The 21602-nt window shown below is 58.6% G+C and carries 22 protein-coding genes and 1 tRNA gene; 15 read left to right on the plus strand and 8 right to left on the minus strand.

From position 1 onward, the window contains the following. Positions 1–285: 285 nt before the first annotated feature. The gene (locus K5R88_RS28305; protein ID WP_008034908.1) at positions 286–957 is read left to right on the plus strand and encodes a response regulator; all 672 of its coding nucleotides are present in this window, start codon (positions 286–288) and stop codon (positions 955–957) included. After that, positions 950–2338, plus strand: a complete 1389-nt coding sequence (locus K5R88_RS28310) for a sensor histidine kinase (RefSeq protein ID WP_008036011.1) — start codon at positions 950–952, stop codon at positions 2336–2338. Before K5R88_RS28305 ends, K5R88_RS28310 begins: the two co-directional genes overlap by 8 nt. Before the next feature lie 79 nt (positions 2339–2417). On the opposite strand, the gene K5R88_RS28315 is transcribed toward K5R88_RS28310, so the two are convergent. Together K5R88_RS28315 and ygfZ are read right to left on the minus strand one after the other, a co-directional pair. Beyond that, complete coding sequence (locus tag K5R88_RS28315) at positions 2418–3239, minus strand: HDOD domain-containing protein (RefSeq protein WP_008034910.1); 822 nt, start codon at positions 3237–3239, stop codon at positions 2418–2420. A gap of 35 nt (positions 3240–3274) precedes the next feature. After that, positions 3275–4216, minus strand: coding sequence for a CAF17-like 4Fe-4S cluster assembly/insertion protein YgfZ (gene ygfZ, locus K5R88_RS28320; protein WP_226298770.1), 942 nt, complete (start codon positions 4214–4216; stop codon positions 3275–3277). Positions 4217–4366: 150 nt separating this feature from the next. On the opposite strand from ygfZ, the gene K5R88_RS28325 reads away from it, so the two are divergent. Together K5R88_RS28325 and K5R88_RS28330 are read left to right on the plus strand one after the other, a co-directional pair. Beyond that, positions 4367–4621, plus strand: a complete 255-nt coding sequence (locus K5R88_RS28325; protein ID WP_007944081.1) for an FAD assembly factor SdhE — start codon at positions 4367–4369, stop codon at positions 4619–4621. Then, positions 4605–5057 (plus strand): protein YgfX, encoded by a 453-nt coding sequence (locus K5R88_RS28330; RefSeq protein WP_223449590.1) that lies wholly within the window; start codon positions 4605–4607, stop codon positions 5055–5057. The genes K5R88_RS28325 and K5R88_RS28330 overlap by 17 nt, the downstream gene beginning before the upstream one ends. Here the strand turns inward: K5R88_RS28330 and nadB are convergent. Beyond that, entirely contained in the window at positions 5026–6642 is a 1617-nt protein-coding gene (gene nadB, locus K5R88_RS28335; RefSeq protein WP_008034915.1) for an L-aspartate oxidase, read from the minus strand. The genes K5R88_RS28330 and nadB overlap by 32 nt on opposite strands. A 557-nt stretch (positions 6643–7199) precedes the next feature. Here nadB and rpoE point away from each other — a divergent pair. The 4 genes from rpoE (at position 7200) to K5R88_RS28355 (ending at position 10976) form a co-directional block, all read left to right on the plus strand. Further along, positions 7200–7781, plus strand: coding sequence for an RNA polymerase sigma factor RpoE (gene rpoE, locus K5R88_RS28340; protein ID WP_007944079.1), 582 nt, complete (start codon positions 7200–7202; stop codon positions 7779–7781). A gap of 30 nt (positions 7782–7811) precedes the next feature. Further along, positions 7812–8399 carry a sigma-E factor negative regulatory protein gene (locus K5R88_RS28345; RefSeq protein ID WP_008034916.1) on the plus strand — a complete coding sequence of 196 codons (588 nt, stop codon included), beginning with the start codon at positions 7812–7814 and terminating at the stop codon, positions 8397–8399. 8 nt (positions 8400–8407) lie between these two features. Then, entirely contained in the window at positions 8408–9364 is a 957-nt protein-coding gene (locus K5R88_RS28350) for a MucB/RseB C-terminal domain-containing protein (protein ID WP_008036016.1), read from the plus strand. A gap of 226 nt (positions 9365–9590) precedes the next feature. After that, positions 9591–10976: a DegQ family serine endoprotease gene (locus K5R88_RS28355; RefSeq protein ID WP_442963920.1), complete on the plus strand. Its 1386-nt coding sequence runs from the start codon at positions 9591–9593 to the stop codon at positions 10974–10976. Between the two features lie 66 nt (positions 10977–11042). Here the strand turns inward: K5R88_RS28355 and K5R88_RS28360 are convergent, their stop codons facing one another. Beyond that, on the minus strand, positions 11043–12476 hold the full coding sequence (locus K5R88_RS28360) for a M48 family metalloprotease (RefSeq protein ID WP_008034920.1): 1434 nt from the start codon (positions 12474–12476) through the stop codon (positions 11043–11045). Positions 12477–12574: 98 nt separating this feature from the next. Between K5R88_RS28360 and K5R88_RS28365 the strand changes: the two genes are divergently transcribed. Both K5R88_RS28365 and K5R88_RS28370 read left to right on the plus strand, forming a co-directional pair. Next, positions 12575–12814, plus strand: a complete 240-nt coding sequence (locus tag K5R88_RS28365; RefSeq protein WP_008034921.1) for a sulfurtransferase TusA family protein — start codon at positions 12575–12577, stop codon at positions 12812–12814. 31 nt (positions 12815–12845) lie between these two features. Beyond that, positions 12846–13916, plus strand: a complete 1071-nt coding sequence (locus K5R88_RS28370; RefSeq protein ID WP_008034923.1) for an AI-2E family transporter — start codon at positions 12846–12848, stop codon at positions 13914–13916. Positions 13917–14037: 121 nt separating this feature from the next. Here K5R88_RS28370 and K5R88_RS28375 read toward each other — a convergent pair whose 3' ends face one another. Together K5R88_RS28375 and K5R88_RS28380 are read right to left on the minus strand one after the other, a co-directional pair. After that, a complete protein-coding gene (locus tag K5R88_RS28375) occupies positions 14038–14511 on the minus strand; it encodes a peroxiredoxin (RefSeq protein ID WP_008034924.1) in 474 nt (157 codons plus the stop codon). 10 nt (positions 14512–14521) lie between these two features. Then, positions 14522–15082: a glycine cleavage system protein R gene (locus tag K5R88_RS28380; protein WP_008034925.1), complete on the minus strand. Its 561-nt coding sequence runs from the start codon at positions 15080–15082 to the stop codon at positions 14522–14524. A gap of 329 nt (positions 15083–15411) precedes the next feature. On the opposite strand from K5R88_RS28380, the gene dapA reads away from it, so the two are divergent. The 5 genes from dapA (at position 15412) to K5R88_RS28405 (ending at position 19102) form a co-directional block, all read left to right on the plus strand. Next, the gene (dapA, locus tag K5R88_RS28385; protein ID WP_008034926.1) at positions 15412–16290 is read left to right on the plus strand and encodes a 4-hydroxy-tetrahydrodipicolinate synthase; all 879 of its coding nucleotides are present in this window, start codon (positions 15412–15414) and stop codon (positions 16288–16290) included. Positions 16291–16307: 17 nt separating this feature from the next. Further along, complete coding sequence (gene bamC / locus K5R88_RS28390; protein ID WP_008034927.1) at positions 16308–17423, plus strand: outer membrane protein assembly factor BamC; 1116 nt, start codon at positions 16308–16310, stop codon at positions 17421–17423. 4 nt (positions 17424–17427) lie between these two features. Then, positions 17428–18186, plus strand: coding sequence for an MBL fold metallo-hydrolase (locus K5R88_RS28395; protein ID WP_008034928.1), 759 nt, complete (start codon positions 17428–17430; stop codon positions 18184–18186). Between the two features lie 28 nt (positions 18187–18214). Next, positions 18215–18928, plus strand: a complete 714-nt coding sequence (purC, locus tag K5R88_RS28400) for a phosphoribosylaminoimidazolesuccinocarboxamide synthase (protein ID WP_008034929.1) — start codon at positions 18215–18217, stop codon at positions 18926–18928. Positions 18929–19012: 84 nt separating this feature from the next. Further along, a tRNA-Ser gene (locus K5R88_RS28405) sits at positions 19013–19102 on the plus strand. A 527-nt stretch (positions 19103–19629) separates the two neighbouring features. Here the strand turns inward: K5R88_RS28405 and K5R88_RS28410 are convergent. Then, positions 19630–20496: a 3-hydroxyacyl-CoA dehydrogenase family protein gene (locus tag K5R88_RS28410; protein ID WP_223449589.1), complete on the minus strand. Its 867-nt coding sequence runs from the start codon at positions 20494–20496 to the stop codon at positions 19630–19632. A gap of 29 nt (positions 20497–20525) precedes the next feature. Next, positions 20526–21188 (minus strand): acetyltransferase, encoded by a 663-nt coding sequence (locus K5R88_RS28415; RefSeq protein WP_226298772.1) that lies wholly within the window; start codon positions 21186–21188, stop codon positions 20526–20528. Positions 21189–21602: the final 414 nt, after the last annotated feature.

Consider the following 21602-nt stretch of genomic DNA (forward strand, 5'->3'; position numbering starts at 1 on the left):
AAAAGAGATGAGGCGGGCAAACCTGGGGCTGTGTGGACAGCATGGCGAAGTACCTCGTTATTGTTCTTATTGGCGAAAACGCATCGAGGCGTTTTTCGGGAGCTACATTTCAAAGCACGATCGATGGCTTTCAGTCGAAACCATCCGTGGGCCGACTCTAACGGTCGAACCTTTCACTAACCTTTCAGCGGACTTTCACGGTTTTCGGGCTTCACAGCGGCGGATGCGGCTGTAAACTCCGCGCCAAAGAATGGCGTCGAACATCCCTGAATGAGGTAAAGATCCATGCGTGTTCTGCTCGTCGAAGACCATCTGCAACTCGCCGACAGTGTCGCCCAGGCGCTCAAGAGCACCGGGCTGACCGTGGATGTGCTGCACGACGGCGTGGCCGCCGACCTGGCGCTGAGCAGCGAGGAATACGCCATGGCGATCCTCGATGTCGGCCTGCCGCGCATGGATGGCTTCGAGGTGCTGGCGCGCTTGCGGGCCCGGGGCAAGAACCTGCCGGTGCTGATGCTGACCGCCCGCAGCGACGTCAAGGATCGTGTGCATGGCTTGAACCTCGGCGCTGACGATTACCTGGCCAAACCGTTCGAACTGACCGAGCTCGAAGCCCGGGTCAAAGCCTTGCTGCGTCGCAGTGTGCTCGGCGGCGAACGGCAGCAGACCTGCGGTGTGCTGGCTTACGATCTGGACACCCGACGCTTCACTCTCGGTGACGAATTGCTGACCCTGACCTCCCGCGAACAAGCGGTGCTCGAAGCGCTGATTGCGCGTCCCGGTCGGGTGATGAGCAAGGAACAACTGGCCGCCCAGGTGTTCGGTCTTGACGAAGAGGCCAGCCCCGACGCCATCGAAATCTACGTCCACCGCTTGCGCAAGAAGCTCGACGGCCAACCGGTCGCCATCGTGACGTTCCGCGGTCTTGGCTACTTGCTGGAAAGCCGCGATGCATAAGCCCAGCAGCCTGCGCTGGCGGTTGCTGTGGAACCTCGCGCTGTTGCTGGTGGTGTTGATGCTGGCCAGTGGATTGAGCGCGTACTGGAATGGTCGCGAAGCCGCCGATACCGCGTATGACCGGACGCTGCTGGCTTCGGCGCGAACCATCGCCGCCGGGGTGTCCCAGCGTGACGGAACACTCAGTGCCGATGTGCCTTACGTGGCGCTGGATACGTTTGCCTACGACAGTGCCGGGCGAATTTTTTACCTGGTCAACGACATTCACCAGAACCTGATTTCCGGCTACGAAAACCTTCCCGCTCCACCACCGGGAACGCCGCGCACCGATGACTATCCGGCGCTTGCCCGTTTCTACAACGCGACGTATCGGGGGCAGAACGTGCGGGTGGTCAGCCTGCTCAAACCCGTGAGCGAACCGAACATGAACGGCATGGCGGAAATTCGCGTGGCGGAAACCGACGAGGCACGCGTCAGCATGGCCCGTAGCCTGGCGGCAGACACGTTGTTGCGGCTGGGCATGCTGGCGGTCGGCGCGTTGCTGATGGTGTGGTTTGCGGTGAGTGCGGCGTTGCGTCCATTGGAACGCTTGCGCACGGCGGTGGAAGAGCGCCAGTCCGATGACTTGCGGCCGCTGCCGCTGGTGGAGGTGCAGCGAGAATTGTGGCCATTGGTGCGTGCGCTCAATCACTTTACCGAGCGCCTGCGCGGGCAGTTCGAACGTCAGGCGCAGTTCATTGCCGATGCTGCGCATGAACTGCGCACGCCACTGGCGGCGCTCAAGGCGCGACTTGAACTCGGCCTGCGTTCGGGCGAACCCGAAACCTGGCGCAACACGCTGGAAACGGCAGCGCAAGGCACGGATCGTCTGACCCATCTGGCCAACCAATTGCTGTCGCTGGCGCGTGTCGAAAACGGTGCCCGGGCGATCGCCGAGGGCGGTGCGCAATTACTCGATCTGAGTCAGCTGGCCCGGGAACTGGGCATGGCGATGGCGCCGCTGGCCCATGCCCGCGGCGTGGCGCTGGCGCTGGAAGCCGACGAACCGGTGTGGCTGCGCGGTGAGCCGACGCTGCTGAACGAGCTGTTGAGCAATCTGGTGGACAACGCACTGGCCCATACGCCGCCCGGCGGCAACGTGATCCTGCGGGTCTCGGCACCGGCGGTGCTGGAGGTCGAGGATGACGGGCCGGGGATTCCGCTGGAAGAGCGTGATCGGGTGTTCGAGCGCTTCTATCGGCGCAACCAGCAGGTGGCCGGGTCGGGGTTGGGGTTGGCGATTGTCGGCGAGATCTGCCGCGCGCATCTGGCACAGATCAGCCTGCACGATGGCGAGCAGGCGGGGTTGAAGGTGCGGGTGAGTTTTATCGCGGGAGAATAATGGTGGCATCTTCGCGGGCAAGCCTCGCTCCTACAGGTCGTCATCGAACTTGTAGGAGCGAGGCTTGCCCGCGAAGCTTTTAATAGAACATCGACCGCGATTCTTCCAGGTCCCTGCACATCGACTCATTCTCCGGGTCGATTCCCAGCTTCTTGAAGGCCGGCACGCCGAGCGGGTCGATACGGGCGATGGGGTGGTCGGTGTCCTTGTGGCAATACAAACTGGCCACTTGCACCAGATCCACATAGTCGACGCGCTCGGACTCGCGCTTGAAGTCCAGATACAGCCCCGGCACCTGTACCAGCATTTCCGGAAACTCCCAGACCCTGAGCAGCTTATCGCCGAGCAGCGGGTGAATGTGGTCGATCACATGGTTCAGGCTGACCGGGTCCGACAGCAGCTCGTAGTGGTCTTCGGCGTAGGTCAGGATCGGCAGTACACCAATCTGATGCACCAGCCCGCCCAGCGCCGCCTGATCAGGCTTGAGCTGCGTGTAACTGCGGCACAGCGCGTAGCTGACCCCGGCGATTTCCAGGCTTTTGCGCCAGACATCGCGCATCTTTTTCTCCACCACGTCAGAGCGCGCATGGAAAATCTGCTCCATGACCAGACCGATGGCCAGGTTGCTGCTGTAATTGACGCCCAGGCGCGTGATTGCCGTGTGCAAGTCAGTGACTTCCTGGGTCGCGCGCAGCAGCGGGCTATTGACCACTTTGATCAGGCGCGCCGACAGCGCCGTATCACGGCCAATCACTTTACTCAGGGTGCTGACACTTATTTCCGGGTCTTCAGCGGCCTTGCGAATCTGCAGGGCCACTTCCGGCAACGTTGGCAGAACCAGGTCATCGTTATCGATGGCCTCAACCAAATCCTGTTGGACCTTATCCGCCAAATCGCTCATTTCTTTTCTCTAGGGTGTTGCAACAAGTACTGCTGTTAACGCTGGATCTCGCGATCGCGATCCAGTTCATAAGGCAAGTCAAGCAGATGCAGGGCCGGCCCTTCGATCGCGCCGAGATGGACGTCGCCACCTTCCGCCGCTTCGGCTTGCAAGACGGCCAGGAGTTCAATGTTTTGTCCGGCGTGCGCGGCAATCACCACTTCGCCGATGGAACTGCCGTGTGTCGGGGAAAACAAGGGGGTGCCGGGTTCAGGCAATGCACTGGCGTCCAGCTTCAGACGATACAAGCGGCGCTTGAGTTTGCCCAGGTACTGCATCCGCGCAACGATTTCCTGGCCGGTGTAGCAACCTTTCTTGAAGCTCACGCCGCCGACGGCCTGCAGATTGAGCATCTGCGGAATGAACAATTCGCGTGTGCCCGGCATCACCTGGCCGATCCCTGCGCGGACCTGGCCCAGCAGCCATTGATTGAGATCGCCCTCGGTCAGCACAGCTGATAACCGGCCCTTGATGACGTCGGCCTGATCGGCGGCAACCCAGAGTTCGGCGCGGTCCGGTGAAACGCGGATGGCGATCAATCCGTCATTGCGCGCCACGCTGTCGGTGTCCGCCGGCAGTTCGAGACCCAGGCCGATCAGGGCGGCATCGCCATGGTCAACGCCGAAGCGGACCCAGGCAGTGCTTTCATCGGTCAATTTCGATTTGGAGAACACCGCGTACTTCTTCAAGTCCGCCAGTTGCGGCTCCAGCAGCTCGGTGGCCATGGCCATGAGCACGCCATCACCTTGCAGCAGAATGCGGAAGCTCGATTGCATCCGGCCTTTCTGGGTGCAGCGCGCGCCGAGGCTGGCCTGGGTGTCGCTCAGGTAATTGAGGTTGCAGGTCAGTTGGCCTTGCAGAAATTTGCTGGCATCCGCGCCGCGGACCGCGAGAACGCCTTCGTGAGACAGGGTGCAGAAAAAAGCAGAATCGGCCATGGGAGATCGCAGGGTAAAAGAGTCTGGGGGACATCATAAGGGGGCGCCCATGAAATGGGTAGTTCACAAAAGGTCGACAGTGCCCGACCAAAGCCGACTGTTCGATGGTGTCCGGGGCTGTATACTTGCCGCCTATTTGAGGAGCGCTCCATGGTCGAAGATGTTGAACTGAATCGCCTCTACTGGCACAGCCGCCGCGGCATGCTTGAACTTGACGTGTTGCTGGTGCCGTTCGTGAAAGAGGTCTACCCGCACCTCAATGATGTCGACCGCGATTGCTACCGCAAGCTGCTCGAATGCGAAGATCAGGACATGTTCGGCTGGTTCATGGAACGCGCCGAGTCGGAAGATCCGGAGCTGCAGCGCATGGTTCGCATGATCCTGGATCGTGTCCAGCCCAAGTAATGCGTTCGAATGCCGCTGGCATGCCTCTGGGCAGTTGCTGGCGGCGTATCTGTTGGCCCAGCTGTTCGCGCTGGGTGCGTTGTTTCTGCTTGCCATACCGGTCTGGGCCAGCTTGCTCGGCGCTTTTTGCTGCCTGGCTCATTGCGTTTTGGCATTGCCGCGCCAGATTTTACTGACACACCCACAGGCGTTTCGCGGCTTGCGTCGCGATGCGGATGGCTGGCAGTTGTGGAATCAGGCGGCGGGTTGGCAGGCGGTTCAGCTACGGCCGGACAGCCTCGCGCTGCCGCTGGTCGTCGTCCTGCGTTTTCGCCTGCAGGGCGAGCGGCGGGTCCGGGCGATCTGTGTGCCCCGGGATTCGCAGGCGGCGGATGTGCACCGACGCCTGCGGGTTCGGCTCACGTTCAGTCGGCGTAGGTGGGCGGCACCAGAATAGTGTCCAGCGCCTCCGGCAGCAGGTTCGGGTAGTCGAGGGTGTAATGCAGGCCGCGACTTTCCTTGCGTTCCATGGCTGACTGAATCATCAGTTCCGCCACTTGGGCCAGGTTACGCAGCTCGATCAAATCCCGGCTGACCTTGTAGTTACTGTAGAACTCGTCGATTTCGTCCAGTAACAGCCGCACGCGGTGCTGCGCACGTTGCAGGCGCTTGTTGGTGCGCACAATGCCGACGTAGTCCCACATGAATCGCCGCAGTTCATCCCAGTTGTGCGCAATGATCACGTCTTCATCCGAGTCGGTGACCTGGCTGGCATCCCAGACGGGCAGGGCGACCGGAATCGAAACCTGCGGCAACTGCTCAAGAATGTCTTCCGCTGCCGAGCGTGCGTAAACGAAACATTCCAGCAGCGAGTTGCTGGCCATGCGGTTGGCGCCGTGCAGGCCAGTGAAACTGGTTTCGCCAATTGCATACAGCCCCGGCACGTCGGTGCGGCCCTGCTGATCGACCATCACGCCGCCGCAGGTGTAGTGCGCCGCGGGAACCACCGGAATCGGTTGCTTGGTGATGTCGATGGAAAACTCCAGGCAGCGCTCGTACACCGTCGGGAAGTGCGTCTTGATGAACGCTTCCGGCTTGTGACTGATGTCCAGATAAACGCAATCGACACCCAGGCGCTTCATCTCATGGTCGATGGCCCGGGCGACGATGTCCCGTGGCGCCAGTTCGGCGCGCGGGTCGAATCGCTGCATGAAGCGTTCGCCATTGGGCAGCTTCAGGTGCGCACCTTCGCCGCGCAGGGCTTCGGTGATCAGGAAACTCTTGGCTTGCGGGTGATACAGGCACGTCGGGTGAAACTGGTTGAACTCCAGGTTTGCCACCCGGCAGCCCGAACGCCAGGCCATGGCGATGCCATCACCGCAGGCGCCGTCGGGGTTGCTGGTATAGAGGTAGACCTTGGCTGCGCCGCCAGACGCGAGGATCACGAAGCGTGCGCCGTAGGTGTCGACTTCCCCGGTGCCGCGGTTGAGCACGTAGGCGCCGAGGCAGCGGTCGCCTTCAAGGCCCAGGCGCTTCTCGGTGATCAGATCGACGGCGACCCGCTGTTCCAGCAACTCGATGTTGGGCCGCTGTCTGGCTTTGTCGAGCAGGGTTCTGAAAATCGCTGCGCCGGTGGCATCGGCGGCGTGAATGATGCGCCGATGGCTGTGACCGCCTTCGCGGGTCAGGTGAAACTCGAAACCGCCATCTTCGGTGCCGGATTGTTCATCGCGAGTGAACGGCACGCCTTGATCGATCAGCCATTGAATGGCCTCTTTGCTGTGCTCGACGGTGAAGCGCACGGCGTCTTCGTGGCACAGGCCACCGCCGGCATTCAGGGTGTCATCGACATGGGATTCAACGGTATCGGTGTCATCCAGCACGGCAGCGACACCGCCCTGGGCCCAGAAGGTCGAGCCATTGGCGAGGTCGCCTTTGCTCAGTACGGCAATGCGCAAATGATCGGGCAAGGTCAGCGCAAGGCTCAAACCGGCAGCACCGCTGCCAATCACCAGAACATCGTGTTGAAACTGTTGGCTCATTTCAGGATTCCGCTCAAAGCGACCCGGGTCGGGGTTGGCGCATGACTCCCGCATCGGCGAGTCAAGGCGGCCACACAGCGCACTAGTATATAGAGGGGGGAGCGGCACAATAGCCGAGGTCACATGGCATTGTGAAACTACTGTGACGGAAAAGACTTGACGCTTCGTCGGATGATTTTTCGACCGGTTCGGCGACAAGAAGACTGTATCGTCGATTTAACAGTCTTTTTCCATTCACGGTTGCACAATGTCGGTCTTGCGCAGCTATAAATATTTGGAACTTTTGCCAAAGGCCCAAGATCAATAGACCGTTGCCTGAATCAAGGGACAGTGTCGGCTTCAATGCAGGATTGCGGTTTGATCCTTGCCGGCGAATCCGATGACAAGATTATTCGCGCAGCCGGGTTATGCCGAGCTGCGCTTTTCGTGCGTGCCAAATCAGAGCCCGCAGGAAACTTGCTTGGAGGGGGAGAACTTTTGCGAAAAGCCCGAGTCTATGTTTGCAAGTCTGGTCGTTTAGTTATGCAAGCTTCCTCCGAGCTTATCGAGGAGAGTTCATGCTAACCCAGGAAGAGGATCAGCAGCTGGTCGAACGCGTTCAGCGCGGCGACAAGCGAGCTTTCGATCTGCTAGTGCTGAAATATCAGCACAAAATTCTCGGGTTGATCGTGCGTTTCGTGCACGACACCCATGAAGCCCAGGATGTGGCACAAGAAGCCTTTATCAAGGCGTACCGTGCGCTTGGAAATTTTCGCGGGGACAGCGCGTTTTACACGTGGCTTTACCGCATCGCCATCAACACGGCGAAAAACTATCTGGTTTCACGCGGCCGTCGGCCGCCGGATAGCGATGTCAGTTCCGAAGATGCAGAGTTCTACGATGGCGATCATGGCCTCAAGGATCTCGAGTCGCCTGAGCGTGCATTGCTGCGGGATGAGATCGAAGGCACCGTCCATCGAACCATTCAGCAACTGCCGGAAGATTTGCGTACGGCTTTAACTTTACGTGAGTTTGATGGTCTGAGTTACGAGGACATTGCGGCAGTCATGCAGTGTCCGGTGGGTACCGTGCGCTCCCGGATTTTCCGCGCTCGGGAGGCCATCGATAAAGCCCTGCAGCCGTTGTTGCAGGAAAACTGAGACAGCGGCGACAGCCAAGAGAGGAACGCCATGAGTCGTGAAGCCCTGCAGGAATCGCTGTCCGCAGTGATGGATAACGAAGCGGACGAACTGGAATTGCGTCGGGTATTGAATGCCTTTGACGATGTTGAAACCCGTGAAACATGGGCTCGTTATCAAATCGCTCGGGCAGTGATGCACAAGGATCTGCTGCTTCCACGTCTGGACATTGCAGCGGCCGTTTCTGCTGCGTTGGCTGATGAAGCCGTACCGGCGAAAGTCTCCCGTGGTCCATGGCGCAGCCTGGGTCGCCTCGCTGTAGCCGCTTCGGTTACCGTCGCCGTGTTGGCAGGTGTTCGTCTGTACAACCAGGACGAGATCGCGGGTGTCGAGTTGGCTCAGCACTCCACTCAACCGGGTCTGGCCGTTCCTCAGGTCAAGGGTCCAGCTGTTTTGGCAGGCTATAATGAGAGCTCGGAAGCCACTGGTCCTATGGCCAACGGCGTATTGCAAGCTCAGCCGGGCTGGCACGATCAGCGTTTGCCGGGCTACTTGCGCCAACATGCTCAACAGGCTGCACTGAAAGGTACTGAGAGCGCTCTGCCTTACGCTCGTGCAGCGAGCCTGGAAAACCGTTAAGGAGGATCATGCGCGCCATACCTCTACTTTCGCTTCTGCTTAGTGGCTGGTTCATTGTTCCAGCCCATGCCGATGAGGCACAAGACTGGTTGACCCGTCTTGGTCAGGCCGAGCAGCAGCAAAGCTTTCACGGTACTTTTGTCTACGAGCGAAACGGTAGTTTTTCTACCCACAACATCTGGCACCGCGTCCAGGATGGCAAGGTCCATGAGCGTTTACTCCAGCTCGACGGCCAGGCTCAGGAAGTTGTGCGCATTGATGGGCATACTCAATGCGTCAGCGGTCTTCTGATTGCAGGGCTTGGGGATTCCCCCAATTCCGCTGCTCGTACACTCGATCCACAGAAGCTCAAGAATTGGTACGACCTTGCCGTCATCGGCAAGTCGCGTGTGGCCGGACGTGCGGCAGTCATCGTTACCCTGACGCCTCGCGATCAACATCGCTACGGTTTTGAATTGCATCTGGATAAAGAAACCGGCCTGCCGCTCAAATCATTGCTTCTGAATGAGAAAGGGCAGTTGCTGGAGCGGTTCCAGTTCACGCAGCTGGATACCTCCGATTTGCCTTCCGACGACGATTTGCAGGCAGGCCCGGATTGCAAAGCCATCACCCTCGACAGCGACAAGGCTTCGGCAGTCAAGGCTGCCCAGACTTGGCATTCGGACTGGTTGCCTGCCGGCTTTGAGCTGACCAGCAGCACTTCACGCAAGGATCCCGCGACCAAAACCCAGGTCAGCAGCCTGATGTATGACGATGGTCTCGCACGTTTTTCGGTGTTCCTTGAGCCGCTCAATGGTGCCCCCGTCACCGATACCCGCACTCAGTTGGGCCCAACCGTCGCTGTATCCCGGCGCTTGACCACCCCTCAAGGCGAGATGATGGTCACCGTCGTCGGTGAAATTCCGGTAGGCACCGCTGAACGGATTGCGCTGTCCATGCGCTCCGATGCCACTGCAACCCAGTAGTGAGCTGAAACCGAAATGTTTGGTGAGCATTTCAATTTGCAAATATCCCCGAAATTTTTTATAGGTCAGAGCCCCTCGGCTCTGGCCTTGTTTGTTGTTCCCGGAACAAAAATACCGGCGTATCGTTCCCGGTGTTCCTTGCTCCATATCGCTTAACCATGCTCGTCGTAACGGGAGCCGTATGTCGATACCACGCTTGAAGTCTTACCTCTCCATATTTGCCACCATGCTGGTGCTCGGTCAGGCGGTCGCTGTACAAGCGGCCGAGTTGCCTGACTTCACGCAGCTGGTCGAGCAGGCCTCGCCCGCGGTGGTAAACATCAGTACCACGCAGAAACTGCCGGACCGCAAAGTGTCGAGCCAGCAGATGCCAGACCTGGAAGGCTTGCCGCCGATGTTGCGCGAGTTCTTCGAGCGCGGCATGCCGCCACAACCGCGTACGCCGCGCGGTGATCGTCAGCGCGAAGCCCAGTCGTTGGGGTCGGGTTTCATCATCTCGTCTGACGGCTACATCCTGACCAACAACCACGTGATCGCCGATGCCGACGAAATTCTCGTCCGTCTCGCTGACCGTAGTGAGCTGAAAGCCAAACTGGTCGGCACCGATCCACGCTCCGACGTGGCGCTGCTGAAAATCGAAGGCAAGGATCTGCCGGTCCTGAAACTGGGTAAATCCCAGGACCTGAAGGCTGGTCAGTGGGTCGTGGCCATCGGCTCGCCATTCGGCTTCGACCACACTGTGACCCAAGGCATCGTCAGTGCCATCGGTCGCAGCCTGCCGAACGAAAACTATGTGCCGTTCATCCAGACCGACGTGCCGATCAACCCGGGTAACTCTGGTGGTCCGCTGTTCAACCTGGCGGGCGAAGTGGTGGGGATCAACTCTCAGATCTACACCCGTTCCGGTGGTTTCATGGGCGTGTCGTTCGCAATCCCGATCGATGTGGCCATGGACGTTTCCAACCAGCTGAAAAGCGGCGGCAAGGTCAGCCGTGGATGGTTGGGCGTCGTGATTCAGGAAGTGAGCAAGGATCTGGCCGAGTCGTTCGGTCTTGATAAACCGGCCGGTGCACTGGTGGCGCAGATCCAGGATGACGGTCCGGCGGCCAAGGGTGGCCTGCAAGTGGGTGATGTGATCCTGAGCATGAACGGTCAACCGATCGTCATGTCTGCCGATCTGCCGCATCTGGTCGGCGCGCTGAAGGCTGGCGCCAAGGCAAACCTTGAAGTGATTCGTGAAGGTAAGCGCCAGAATGTCGAGCTGACCGTCGGCGCTATCCCTGAAGAGGGCAAAGAGCTGGATGCCCTGCCGAAATCGACCACCGAGCGCAGCAGCAATCGCCTGGGTGTTTCCGTGGTCGAGCTGACTGACGAGCAGAAGAAAACCTACGACCTCAAAGGTGGCGTGGTGATCAAGGAAGTTCAGGACGGTCCTGCATCCCTGATCGGCTTGCAGCCAGGCGACGTCATCACTCACCTGAACAATCAGGCGATTGGTTCCGCCAAGGAGTTCACCGATATCGCCAAGGCGCTGCCGAAGAACCGCTCGGTGTCGATGCGGGTTCTGCGTCAGAATCGCGCCAGCTTCATCACCTTCAAACTGGCTGAATAAACCGGTTGTCGGCTGAATAAAAAACCGCCTCGAAAGAGGCGGTTTTTTTATGCCTGGTGAAAAGTGTCAGCCCATCATGTCCTTGATCATGCGCTCCTGCTCCATCAGCTCCCGTTGGCGGGCGTCGATACGCGATGACAACGGGAAGTTGGTCCCGGCCTTGCGCTTGGCGAAGTCCAGTTGCTGAATGGCCTGACGGTAGTCGCCAACCAGCGCAAAGTACTCGGCGCGCGCCTGATGCAAGCCGATGATGTTGCCTGAAAGGCCACGGGTTTCCGCCACCATGTACCAGACATCCGGATCATCGGGACGGCTTTTGAGCAGGTTCTCCAGCGCTTTTTCCGCTTCGGGCGCCCGGTTTTGCTTGAGCAGCAAATCGACGCGCACCTGATTCAGTGGATAGTTGCCCGGATATTGAGTCAGCATCCGGTCCACCCGGGTTTGGGCGTCCGGCAGGCGATTGTTGGTGATGTCCAGATCGATCTGCGCCAGGTTGTAGATGATCTCGTTTGGCGACTTGGCCAGCAGCAACTTGAGATTTTCCCGTGCTTCGTTCAGTTGGCCGCCCTTTATCTGGGCGATCGCCAGGCCATAACGCGCAACGTCGTTTTTCGGGTTTTCATCCAGTTGTGCGCGGAAGCGCTTGGCGCCCAGGCCTGGGGTTTCTTCGTAGATCAGCTGGACTCGCGCACGGATCAGTTGATAACGCATGCTGTCTTCAATGCCGCCGGGTTTGGCCTGCTCGGCGCGGTTGCGGGTGTCGGCGATACGCGATTCGGTCACCGGGTGAGTCAGCAGGAACTCCGGTGGCTTGGCGTCGAAGCGGTATTGGCGCGCCAACCGCTCGAACATAGTTGGCATCGAGCGTGGGTCGTAACCGGCTTTTTCAAGGTTGAGGATGCCGATGCGGTCGGCCTCTTGCTCGTTCTGGCGCGAGAAACGTCGTTGTTCCTGAATCGCTGCCGCCTGCGTGCCCGCAATGGCCGCGATCCCGGCATCACCGGCACCGGCAGCGGCAATCACGATCCCGGCCAGCAGTGCGGCCATCATCGGCACCTGCATGCGTTGTTGCGCTTCGACGCCACGGGCAAAGTGGCGCTGCGACAAGTGAGCCAGTTCGTGAGCGAGTACCGAGGCATATTCGCCTTCGGTCTGGGCATTAAGGAACAAACCACCGTTGACCCCGACAATCCCGCCCGGCGCCGCAAAGGCGTTGAGCTGCGGGCTGTTGATCAGGATGAACTCCAGACGCCGGTCATTGACCTGGCTGGTCTCAACCAACCGGTAGACGCTGGACTCGACATAGTCCTTGAGTTGCGGGTCATTGAGCTGGTCAACCTGACTGCGCAGCAGCGCCAGCCAGGCGCGGCCCAGCTGATATTCCTGTTGTGGCGAGACGATTGCAGAACTGGCGTCACCGAGTGACGGCAGGTCGTCGGCGAAGCCCGGTGAGGCGAGCAGGCAAGCGAGCGTCAGCAGGGTAGGGCGCAAAAAAGTCATGCACAAAGCCTTAGTCGACAAAGACCTTACTGTAGCCGGACAGTACGCTTCGGACCAGATATTCTAAGCCGCTCGACCACCTGAACCGGAGTAACGCAATGACCGACGCTGTAGCCCATGACGCCGAACTGGACGCCAGCGGCCTGAATTGTCCGTTGCCGCTGCTCAAGGCCAAGATGGAACTCAACAAGATGGCCAGCGGCGCGGTACTCAAGGTGATCGCCACCGATGCGGGTTCGCAGCGCGACTTCCGCACCTTTGCCCGTTTGGCCGGTCATACGCTGCTTCGCGAAGAAGATGAAGCGGGTGTTTACCGCTATTGGCTGAAAAAAGCCTGAAAATTGCTGCGTTCGTTTCTAAGGATTATTGATGTTCAAAGTGTTACGCGACTGGATTCAGCGCTATTTCTCCGATGAAGAAGCGGTGGTGCTGGCGGTCCTGCTGTTTCTGGCGTTTACCGCCGTGCTCACCCTTGGCGGCATGCTTGCGCCGGTGCTCGCCGGGATGGTGCTGGCGTATCTGATGCAGGGATTGGTGGTGACACTTGAGCGCCTGCGGGTGCCGGGTGGGGTGGCCGTCGGAGCGGTCTTTGCCTTGTTCATGGGCGTTTTGCTGGTGTTCATTATTGTCGTGGTGCCGTTGCTCTGGCACCAGTTGATCACCTTGTTCAACGAGTTGCCCGGCATGCTCGCCAAGTGGCAATCACTGTTGTTGCTGCTGCCCGAGCGCTATCCGCATCTGGTGTCCGACGAGCAGGTGTTGCAGGCCATTGAGGCGGCACGCGGTGAGATCGGCAAGTTCGGCCAATGGGCGCTGACGTTCTCGCTGTCGAGCCTGCCGCTGCTGGTCAACATCATGATTTACCTGGTGCTGGTGCCAATCCTGGTGTTCTTCTTTCTCAAGGACCGGGAAATGATCGGCCAGTGGGTTCGCGGTTATCTGCCTCGTGAGCGCGCGCTGATCACCCGTGTTGCCCACGAAATGAACCGGCAGATCGCCAACTACATTCGCGGCAAGGTCATTGAGATTTTCATCTGTGGTGGCGTGACCTACATCGCGTTTGTCGTGTTGGGGCTCAACTACGCGGCACTGTTGGCGTTGCTGGTAGGCGTGTCAGTGGTGGTGCCCTATGTCGGGGCCGTGGTGGTGACCGTGCCGGTGCTGCTGATTGCGTTGTTCCAGTGGGGCTGGAGCGATCAGTTCATCTATTTGATGGCGGTCTACGGAATTATTCAGACGCTGGATGGCAATGTGCTGGTGCCGCTGCTGTTCTCGGAAGCGGTCAACCTGCATCCGGTGGCGATCATCTGCGCGGTGTTGTTGTTTGGCGGGTTATGGGGATTCTGGGGGGTGTTTTTTGCGATTCCGCTGGCGACGCTGTTCAAGGCGGTACTCGACGCTTGGCCGCGCAAGGAGCCTGTTGTGGCACCTCTGCTTTAACGTTCAGGCTTGATGGCCCCTTTCGCGGGCAAGCCTCGCTCCTACAGGTTTTGAGTCGCACCCAAGAACCCGGTAGGAGCGAGGCTTGCCCGCGAAGGCGCCAGAACAGGCGCCATCAAAATCAGGCTTTGTTCAATGCCTGTGCAGCAGCCAAAACAGCATCCACATGCCCCGGCACCTTCACGCCGCGCCATTCCTGACGCAGTACACCGTTCTTGTCGATCAAAAACGTGCTGCGATCAACACCCATGTATTCCTTGCCATAAAGCTTCTTCAGCTTGATCACATCAAACAGCTGGCACAGCGCCTCTTCCTTGTCGCTGATCAGCTCGAAGGTGAACGCTTGCTTGGCCTTGAAGTTCTCGTGAGATTTCAGGCTGTCGCGGGACACGCCGAAGACTTCGGTGTTCGCCGCTTTAAAGGCATCGAGCTGATCGCGAAAGCCCTGGCCCTGGGTCGTGCAGCCCGGCGTGCTGTCCTTTGGATAGAAGTAGATCACCACTTGCTTGCCTTTAAGGCTCGCGAGGCTGACGGTCTGTCCGCTGGTGGCGGGTGCTTCGAAGTCGGCAACCGGTTGGTCGATGGCTACGGCCATGAAAGCTTCCTTACATTGGGTTTTGTGGGCGCCACGGTTCGATCAGGGCATCCAGGTTCAGCGCGTCGGCGAAATCCAGGAACTGGTCGCGCAACCAGCTGATCTGCACGCCAGCCGGCAAGGTCACGGTGAACGTGGCGTTGAGCATGGTCCCGCCGGTTTGCGGTGCCTGATAGGTGTCGCAGGTCAGGTTTTCCAGCTCGACGTTATGGTCCATGAAGAACTGGCACAGCTCGTTGATGATGTCCGAGCGGTAAGCCGAGCTGACATAGGCAACGTACGGCAGGGCCTGGGGACGGTTCTCCAGTGCTGCGCTGCGCACCACGTTGACCGTGAAGGCGTGCTTCTTGGCGAGGCTCGGCAGGCTGCCTTCCAGGCGCGCCAGGGCGTCCCAGCTACCGGAGATCTCGAGGATCAACGCACTGCACTCGCCATGACGGGTCAGGCGAGAGGTGACCACGGCGCAGCGGTTTTCATGGCTGGCGCGGCACAGGACGTTAGTCAGCTCCATGGGGTTGGCGCCGAGGGCACTGATGACAAGGAATTGTTCGCGAACTGTGGGGGTGGACATGCAGCATTCCTAAAGCGATGAGCGGTCGATACTTCTACGGGCTTTTATTGCCGGGGGCGAGCCTGCGGATGCGAATTCAGAAAACCCGAGCCGGAAGGTTGCAACGTGCTCCATCAAGGCAAGAGCGAGGGGTGGCAACGCTGGATCGGGGCTTGTGATGCCGAAAATGGAGGCTGAAACCCGGCGTACGAGCTTGTCAGTACCGATCAAAGTCTGAAGGGTAGCGAAAAGCAGCGCCAAGGGGAATGGCAGCAGCGCAGTACTTCGCTTGTACAAGCATCTTGGCGCCAGTACCATTACGGCTCTCTTTTTCCGGCAGGAGCGGTTGCATGATTGCGGGCAGTATGGTGGCACTGGTCACACCCATGGATGCACAGGGTCGTCTCGACTGGGACAGCCTGAGCAAACTGGTGGACTTTCACCTGCAAAACGGCACCCACGCCATCGTGGCGGTCGGCACGACAGGTGAATCGGCCACGCTAGACGTGAACGAACACATCGAAGTGATTCGTTACGTGGTCAAGCAGGTTGCAGGGCGCATTCCGGTGATCGCCGGTACCGGCGCCAACTCGACCCGCGAAGCCATCGAGCTGACCACCAATGCAAAGACCGCCGGCGCCGATGCTTGCCTGCTGGTGACGCCGTACTACAACAAGCCGACCCAGGAAGGCTTGTACCAGCACTTCAAGGCCATCGCCGAAGCCGTCGACATTCCGCAAATCCTGTACAACGTACCGGGCCGTACGGCGTGTGACATGCTGACCGAAACCGTGATCCGCCTGTCGACCGTGAAAAACATCATCGGTATCAAGGAAGCCACCGGCGACCTGGCCCGTGCCAAAGCGATCATCGACGGCGTGAGCGAAGACTTCGTGGTGCTTTCCGGCGACGACGCGACAGCGGTCGAGCTGATCCTGCTCGGCGGCAAAGGCAACATTTCGGTGACCGCCAACGTTGCCCCGCGCGACATGGCCGACCTGTGCAACGCTGCTCTGAAAGGCGATGCCGTCACGGCCCGCGCGATTCACGAAAAGCTGATGCCGCTCAATAAAACCCTGTTTATCGAATCCAACCCTATCCCCGTGAAATGGGCGCTGCATGAAATGGGCTTGATGCCGGACGGTATCCGTCTGCCGCTCACCTGGCTCAGCGCTGCCTGTCACGAACCGCTGCGGCAGGCCATGCGCCAGTCCGGCGTACTGGTTTAATTGAGGAAGCACTACGCATGAAGCGATTGGCCGGACTTTCCGCACTTGCCTTGATTATCTCCAGCACCAGTGGCTGTGGATGGGTCTGGGGCCCGGAAGGTTATTTCCGTGACCGTGGTAGCGATTACCTGGAAGCGCAACAGACTGCACCTATGCAATTGCCAACGGACGTCAGCACTGCCAAGCGTCTGGATCCGCTGCTGCCGATCCCGCGCAACGTGGCCGATGACACCGTCAAGGGCGAATACATCGTGCCGCGTCCGCAGCCGCTGTCCGCTGCTGCCGATGCCAGTGCCTACTCGCTGCAGAAGAGCGGTGATTCGAGGTCGATCCTGGCCCAAAACCCGCCAGCCGAAGTCTGGCCAGTGGCTGTGCAGTTCTTCCAGGACAACGGTTTCCGTCTGGATGAACAGCGCCCGCAAACCGGCGAGTTCACCACCACCTGGCAGCATTCCGACGAACTGTCCGCAGCGATGGCCAAGCGCCTGAGCGCAGCCGGTGTCGGCGCCGACAGCGAAACCCGCGTGCGGGTCCGTATCGAGCCAGGCGTGCAGCGCAACACCAGTGAAGTCTATGTGGTCAGCGCCGAGCGTCCTGCCGGCAGCACCGCCGATGTGGCCTTCACCAACCGTTCGGTCAACACGGGCCTGGACGCAGCGCTGGTCGACGACATGCTGGCAAGCATGAGCCGCACGTCGGAGAAGGGCGGTTCGGTCTCCATGCTGGCCTCGCGTGATTTTGATGCGCCAAGCCGTGTCAGCCTGAGCGAAGACGGCAGCGGCAACCCGGTTCTGAACGTCGGCACCGACCTGGATCGTGCCTGGTCGAGCGTCGGTCGTGCGCTGGAGCAGGGCGAATGGCGCGTTGAAGACATCAACCGCAGCCTGGGCCTGTACTACATCAACCTGGCCGAAAAAGCCGAGAAGAAAGACGAGAAGCCTGGTTTCCTCAGCGGTTTGTTCGGCAGCAAGCCGGACAAGGAAGAAGTTGAAGCCCGTGCCGAGCGTTATCAGGTTCGCCTGAGCAAGGTAGGCGATACCGTTCAGGTCACCGTCGAGAAAAACATCAACACCGTGGCGCCGGCTGACGTGGCGCGCAAAGTGTTGAGCGTGATTCAGGACAACCTGGGCTGATCACATGCGTTTTGCCGTTCTCGGCAGCGGTAGCCAAGGGAACGGCACGCTGATAGCCAGCGCTGATACGTATGTGCTGGTGGATTGTGGTTTCTCCTTGCGGGAAACCGAAAAACGCTTGCTGCGCCTGGGTGTGAACCCGGCGCAGTTGAGCGCGATACTCGTGACCCACGAACATGCCGACCACGTGCATGGCGTGGGTTTGCTGTCTCGGCGCTACAATCTGCCTGTCTACCTCAGTCGCGGCACCCTGCGCGGGATGCGCAAACCGATTGAACCGGCTGGCCTTCTGGCTGGCGGCGAGCAACTGCAGATCGGCGCACTGAGCATCGGCGTCATTGCCGTGGCCCACGATGCACAGGAGCCGACGCAATATGTGTTCAGTGACGGTGAGCGGCGCTTCGGCCTGTTGACCGACCTGGGCTCGTACTGCAACAAGGTGCTGGACGGCTATCGTGACCTCGATGCGTTGATGATCGAGGCCAACCATTGCCGTGACATGCTGGCTCGCGGTCACTACCCGTACTTTCTCAAGCAGCGGGTGGGTGGTGAACTGGGACATTTGAACAACCACCAGGCGGCATTCCTGGTGTCCGAGTTGGGCTGGCAAGGCCTGCAACACCTGGTCCTGGCCCATCTGAGCAGCAAGAACAACCTGCCGCAGCTGGCCCGGCAATGTTTTGTCGACACCCTCGGGTGCGACCCGGACTGGCTGCAACTGGCCGATCAAGATTCAGGGCTCGACTGGCGACACATCGCCTAGCCCACCTACTTAGCAAGCGGAGCCCATCATGGAAAAACGTGAAGAACTCTACCGCGGCAAAGCCAAATCGGTTTTCAAGACCGATGACGCTGACCGCTTGATCCTGCTGTTTCGCAACGACACCTCGGCGTTCGACGGCAAGCGCATCGAGCAGCTCGACCGCAAAGGCATGGTGAACAACAAGTTCAACGCCTTCATCATGCAGAAACTCGAAGCAGCCGGCGTGCCGACTCAATTCGACAAACTGCTGGGCGACAACGAATGCCTGGTGAAAAAACTCGACATGATCCCGGTCGAGTGCGTCGTGCGTAACTACGCCGCCGGTAGCCTGGTCAAGCGCCTGGGCGTCGAAGAGGGCATGAAGCTCAACCCTTACACCTTCGAACTGTTCCTGAAGGACGACGCCAAGGGCGACCCGTTCATCAACGAATCCCACGTCGTGGCGTTCGGTTGGGGCACCGCCGAGCAACTGGTTCGCATGAAAGAACTGTCGCTCAAGGTCAACGAAGTCCTGAGCAAACTGTTCGACGACGCCGGCCTGCTGCTGGTCGACTTCAAACTCGAATTCGGCGTGTTCTCCGACGGCTCCATCGTCCTGGGCGACGAATTCAGCCCGGACGGCTGCCGTCTGTGGGACAAGGCCACCGGCAAGAAAATGGACAAGGACCGCTTCCGTCAGGGCCTCGGTGACGTCATCGAAGCCTACGAAGAAGTCGCCAATCGTCTGGGCGTACCGCTTTAATCGACGCAAGCATCTGATAGCACGGAAAAAATTTCGCTTTGGGGGTTCGCTTCCGGCAAAAGTGTTGTTATGATGCGCGCCGTTGGAGAGATGCCAGAGTGGCCGAATGGGACGGATTCGAAATCCGTTGTACCTTCACCGGTACCTAGGGTTCGAATCCCTATCTCTCCGCCATTATTGAATACGACTAAGCCCCTGAAATGGTTAAACATTTCAGGGGCTTTTTCGTTTCTGTCCCATTGTTCAGGGCGTTCCCAGGGGCATAAGTCATGCTCCATGCCTCGTTCTAGTCCACCCGGCGCCATGCTTCAAATTTGTGGTGTCCACGTTCTCTGACTCAGCGACGTTGGCTCGTTCCCCAGGCGCTGCATTTGGCACAGTGTGGTCGCGTTGCACAGGTGTTCGTATGAATGCATCGGTGTGAAAGCTGATCGGTGGCGGAGGTTGTTGTTGGTAAGAGGTATGGCGGCTGTTGCCATGGCTGCAGCAGGACAACGCTGGACGGGATGGTGGAGGGGTTGGGGGGAGGCTGCGCGCGCCACCAAGGCTGTTTCAGAGTTCGGTCACGCCAAGTGCAAGCAGGTAAAGCGAATGGCAGTACCGGAGTGGAAAACTTGCCATGTCAGCCATTGTTGGATGGGTGATGTGCCTGGAGCTTTTGTGGGAAGAGGCGGCAACTACGCGCCGCCCTGATGTTCGCTCTAGTAATCGAAAAAACCGGAACCGGTTTTTCTTCCTAGTCTGTTCCCTCGAACCATTTTTCTCAGGAGGGGATGTGCTCGATACTTGGGGTCGCCAGTTTCATTGTGGAGTGTTTCCATAATTGAAAGGTTGACGTCATTGCCAATGAGGTCCGCCAGAGCCAGCGGGCCTATTGGGTGGTTTGCGCCGAAGCGCATTGCCTTGTCGATCTCCTCGGCACTGGCCACGCCCTCCGCCAGTATTCCGATAGCTTCATTGATCATCGGAATCAGCATCCGATTGACGATGAAGCCTGGCGCTTCATTCACCACTACCGGGTCTTTACCGAGTTTTTTTGCAAAATCCAGCGCCCAATCAATAGTCTGTTGAGACGTGGCTATCCCGACCACTACTTCAACAAGTCGCATGACCGGTGCCGGGTTGAAAAAGTGTAGGCCTATTACCTGTCCTGGATTTGAGGCGATGCTCGAAAGCTCGGTGATGGACAGGGAGGACGTGTTGGATGCGAGGATGGCTTCAGGCTTTGCAATTCGAACGAGGTGCTGGAATATCTCTCGCTTCGCGCTCATGTTTTCTGCAACTGCCTCGATAATGCAGTCAGAGGCAGAAAGTTCTGAGTATTCACTGCAGCATATAATTTTACTCGCGTAAGCCTCTGCGCTTTCCTGGGCAAGCCGCTTTTTTGCAACGAGCCTGTCCCATTGAGTTTTTAAGCTCGTGTAGGCTTCAGTTGAGCCACGTTCATCGCGTCCCTTCCAGTAGACGGTTGATACGTGCTCGGATTGCGCGAGGATTTGAATTATACCTCTGCCCATGGTTCCTGTTCCGATAACAGCAACAGTGTTTGGCTTGCTAAGAGTACTCAATTCGGCACCACATGATTTAGTTGATGGTTTTATGTGTTGGACGGTGCAGGTCTCAATGCCTTTGCAGGATTTCCAAAAACCGTAGTAAAGGGAGGAACACTTTTGGTGACGACTGCGCCCATACCTACAATGGCACCCTCACCGATGATGATTGGCCTTTCTGGCGTGCCCTGTTTAATCAGGGCGCCCGTTCCGATGTAGGCATGATCTTCAATGATTACGCCGCCGTTACAGTGCACGTTTGGCGCAAACGTTACGTAATCGCCAATGATACAATCGTGCGCGACGTAAGAATAAATGTTCGCGTGGAAGAACTTGCCAATTTTCGCATTGGAAGTAACCATTGTGAACGGACAGAAAATGGAGCCCGGGCCGATACTGTTGTTGCTGAGTTTTATCGAGTTGCTCGCAGATATCGAGAATGGTTTTATTCCTGCTGCGATTAATTTCTCTGCAATCAATTGTCTTACTTTGCTATTGGCAATCGTAATGTTGAAATACTTGTTCCCGTCCAGTTTCAGGAAGGAAGCGGTATCTACTACCTCGTATCCATTTATCGAGGTTTCTTTAGGCGTGTCATCGACAAAGATTAACTTGAATTGCTCCTTACTGATCGTGCTAAGTAACTCGGTAGCGAGGGGGGCTACTTCCCGGCCAAATCCGCCAGCACCGACAATTCCATAAATATTCATTACACACCCTTGATCTGACTGAAGTCGCGTCCAAAAAATGGTCGCTATTGTAGCGAGCGTTCCCCCTTTCGCGCGACCCTGTGTTGATTAATTGTAGGATTGTTGGCTGCCCTGGGAGTGGGGGCTGTCATTCATTGCGGTAGAAGGGCGGCGTATCGAAGCCGGCAGTGTGGGGGGAGTGTTCCGTTTTTCTATACGTACCCTTGGTCCACAGGTGGCGGCGCTCCACCTGTCGTATTTTCGCAAGCTTTTTTCGTAGGAGCGATCAGCGTTCTGGCGTAAGAAAAATAAGCATATTCAGCGGAAAGGTTACTCACGCAAGTAGCTCGAATGCCTGTCCCCCGTGAGTGTTGGCCGCCCCGAGAGTAAAGAGTTTTCCCTCGAAATATCCCCTGACATTGCAAAGCCTCGCCG

It is taken from the genome of Pseudomonas sp. MM213, assembly GCF_020423045.1.
Taxonomy (GTDB): domain Bacteria; phylum Pseudomonadota; class Gammaproteobacteria; order Pseudomonadales; family Pseudomonadaceae; genus Aquipseudomonas; species Aquipseudomonas migulae.

Bases quoted from the DNA above. Each gene is read 5' to 3' on its own strand.
- K5R88_RS28305 (WP_008034908.1), top strand. From the start codon at position 286: ATGCGTGTTCTGCTCGTCGAAGACCATCTGCAACTCGCCGACAGTGTC.
- K5R88_RS28310 (WP_008036011.1), top strand. From the start codon at position 950: ATGCATAAGCCCAGCAGCCTGCGCTGGCGGTTGCTGTGGAACCTCGCG.
- K5R88_RS28315 (WP_008034910.1), bottom strand. From the start codon at position 3,239: ATGAGCGATTTGGCGGATAAGGTCCAACAGGATTTGGTTGAGGCCATC.
- ygfZ (WP_226298770.1), bottom strand. From the start codon at position 4,216: ATGGCCGATTCTGCTTTTTTCTGCACCCTGTCTCACGAAGGCGTTCTC.
- K5R88_RS28325 (WP_007944081.1), top strand. From the start codon at position 4,367: ATGGTCGAAGATGTTGAACTGAATCGCCTCTACTGGCACAGCCGCCGC.
- nadB (WP_008034915.1), bottom strand. From the start codon at position 6,642: ATGAGCCAACAGTTTCAACACGATGTTCTGGTGATTGGCAGCGGTGCT.
- rpoE (WP_007944079.1), top strand. From the start codon at position 7,200: ATGCTAACCCAGGAAGAGGATCAGCAGCTGGTCGAACGCGTTCAGCGC.
- K5R88_RS28345 (WP_008034916.1), top strand. From the start codon at position 7,812: ATGAGTCGTGAAGCCCTGCAGGAATCGCTGTCCGCAGTGATGGATAAC.
- K5R88_RS28350 (WP_008036016.1), top strand. From the start codon at position 8,408: ATGCGCGCCATACCTCTACTTTCGCTTCTGCTTAGTGGCTGGTTCATT.
- K5R88_RS28355 (WP_442963920.1), top strand. From the start codon at position 9,591: ATGCTGGTGCTCGGTCAGGCGGTCGCTGTACAAGCGGCCGAGTTGCCT.
- K5R88_RS28360 (WP_008034920.1), bottom strand. From the start codon at position 12,476: ATGACTTTTTTGCGCCCTACCCTGCTGACGCTCGCTTGCCTGCTCGCC.
- K5R88_RS28365 (WP_008034921.1), top strand. From the start codon at position 12,575: ATGACCGACGCTGTAGCCCATGACGCCGAACTGGACGCCAGCGGCCTG.
- K5R88_RS28370 (WP_008034923.1), top strand. From the start codon at position 12,846: ATGTTCAAAGTGTTACGCGACTGGATTCAGCGCTATTTCTCCGATGAA.
- K5R88_RS28375 (WP_008034924.1), bottom strand. From the start codon at position 14,511: ATGGCCGTAGCCATCGACCAACCGGTTGCCGACTTCGAAGCACCCGCC.
- K5R88_RS28380 (WP_008034925.1), bottom strand. From the start codon at position 15,082: ATGTCCACCCCCACAGTTCGCGAACAATTCCTTGTCATCAGTGCCCTC.
- dapA (WP_008034926.1), top strand. From the start codon at position 15,412: ATGATTGCGGGCAGTATGGTGGCACTGGTCACACCCATGGATGCACAG.
- bamC (WP_008034927.1), top strand. From the start codon at position 16,308: ATGAAGCGATTGGCCGGACTTTCCGCACTTGCCTTGATTATCTCCAGC.
- K5R88_RS28395 (WP_008034928.1), top strand. From the start codon at position 17,428: ATGCGTTTTGCCGTTCTCGGCAGCGGTAGCCAAGGGAACGGCACGCTG.
- purC (WP_008034929.1), top strand. From the start codon at position 18,215: ATGGAAAAACGTGAAGAACTCTACCGCGGCAAAGCCAAATCGGTTTTC.
- K5R88_RS28415 (WP_226298772.1), bottom strand. From the start codon at position 21,188: ATGAATATTTATGGAATTGTCGGTGCTGGCGGATTTGGCCGGGAAGTA.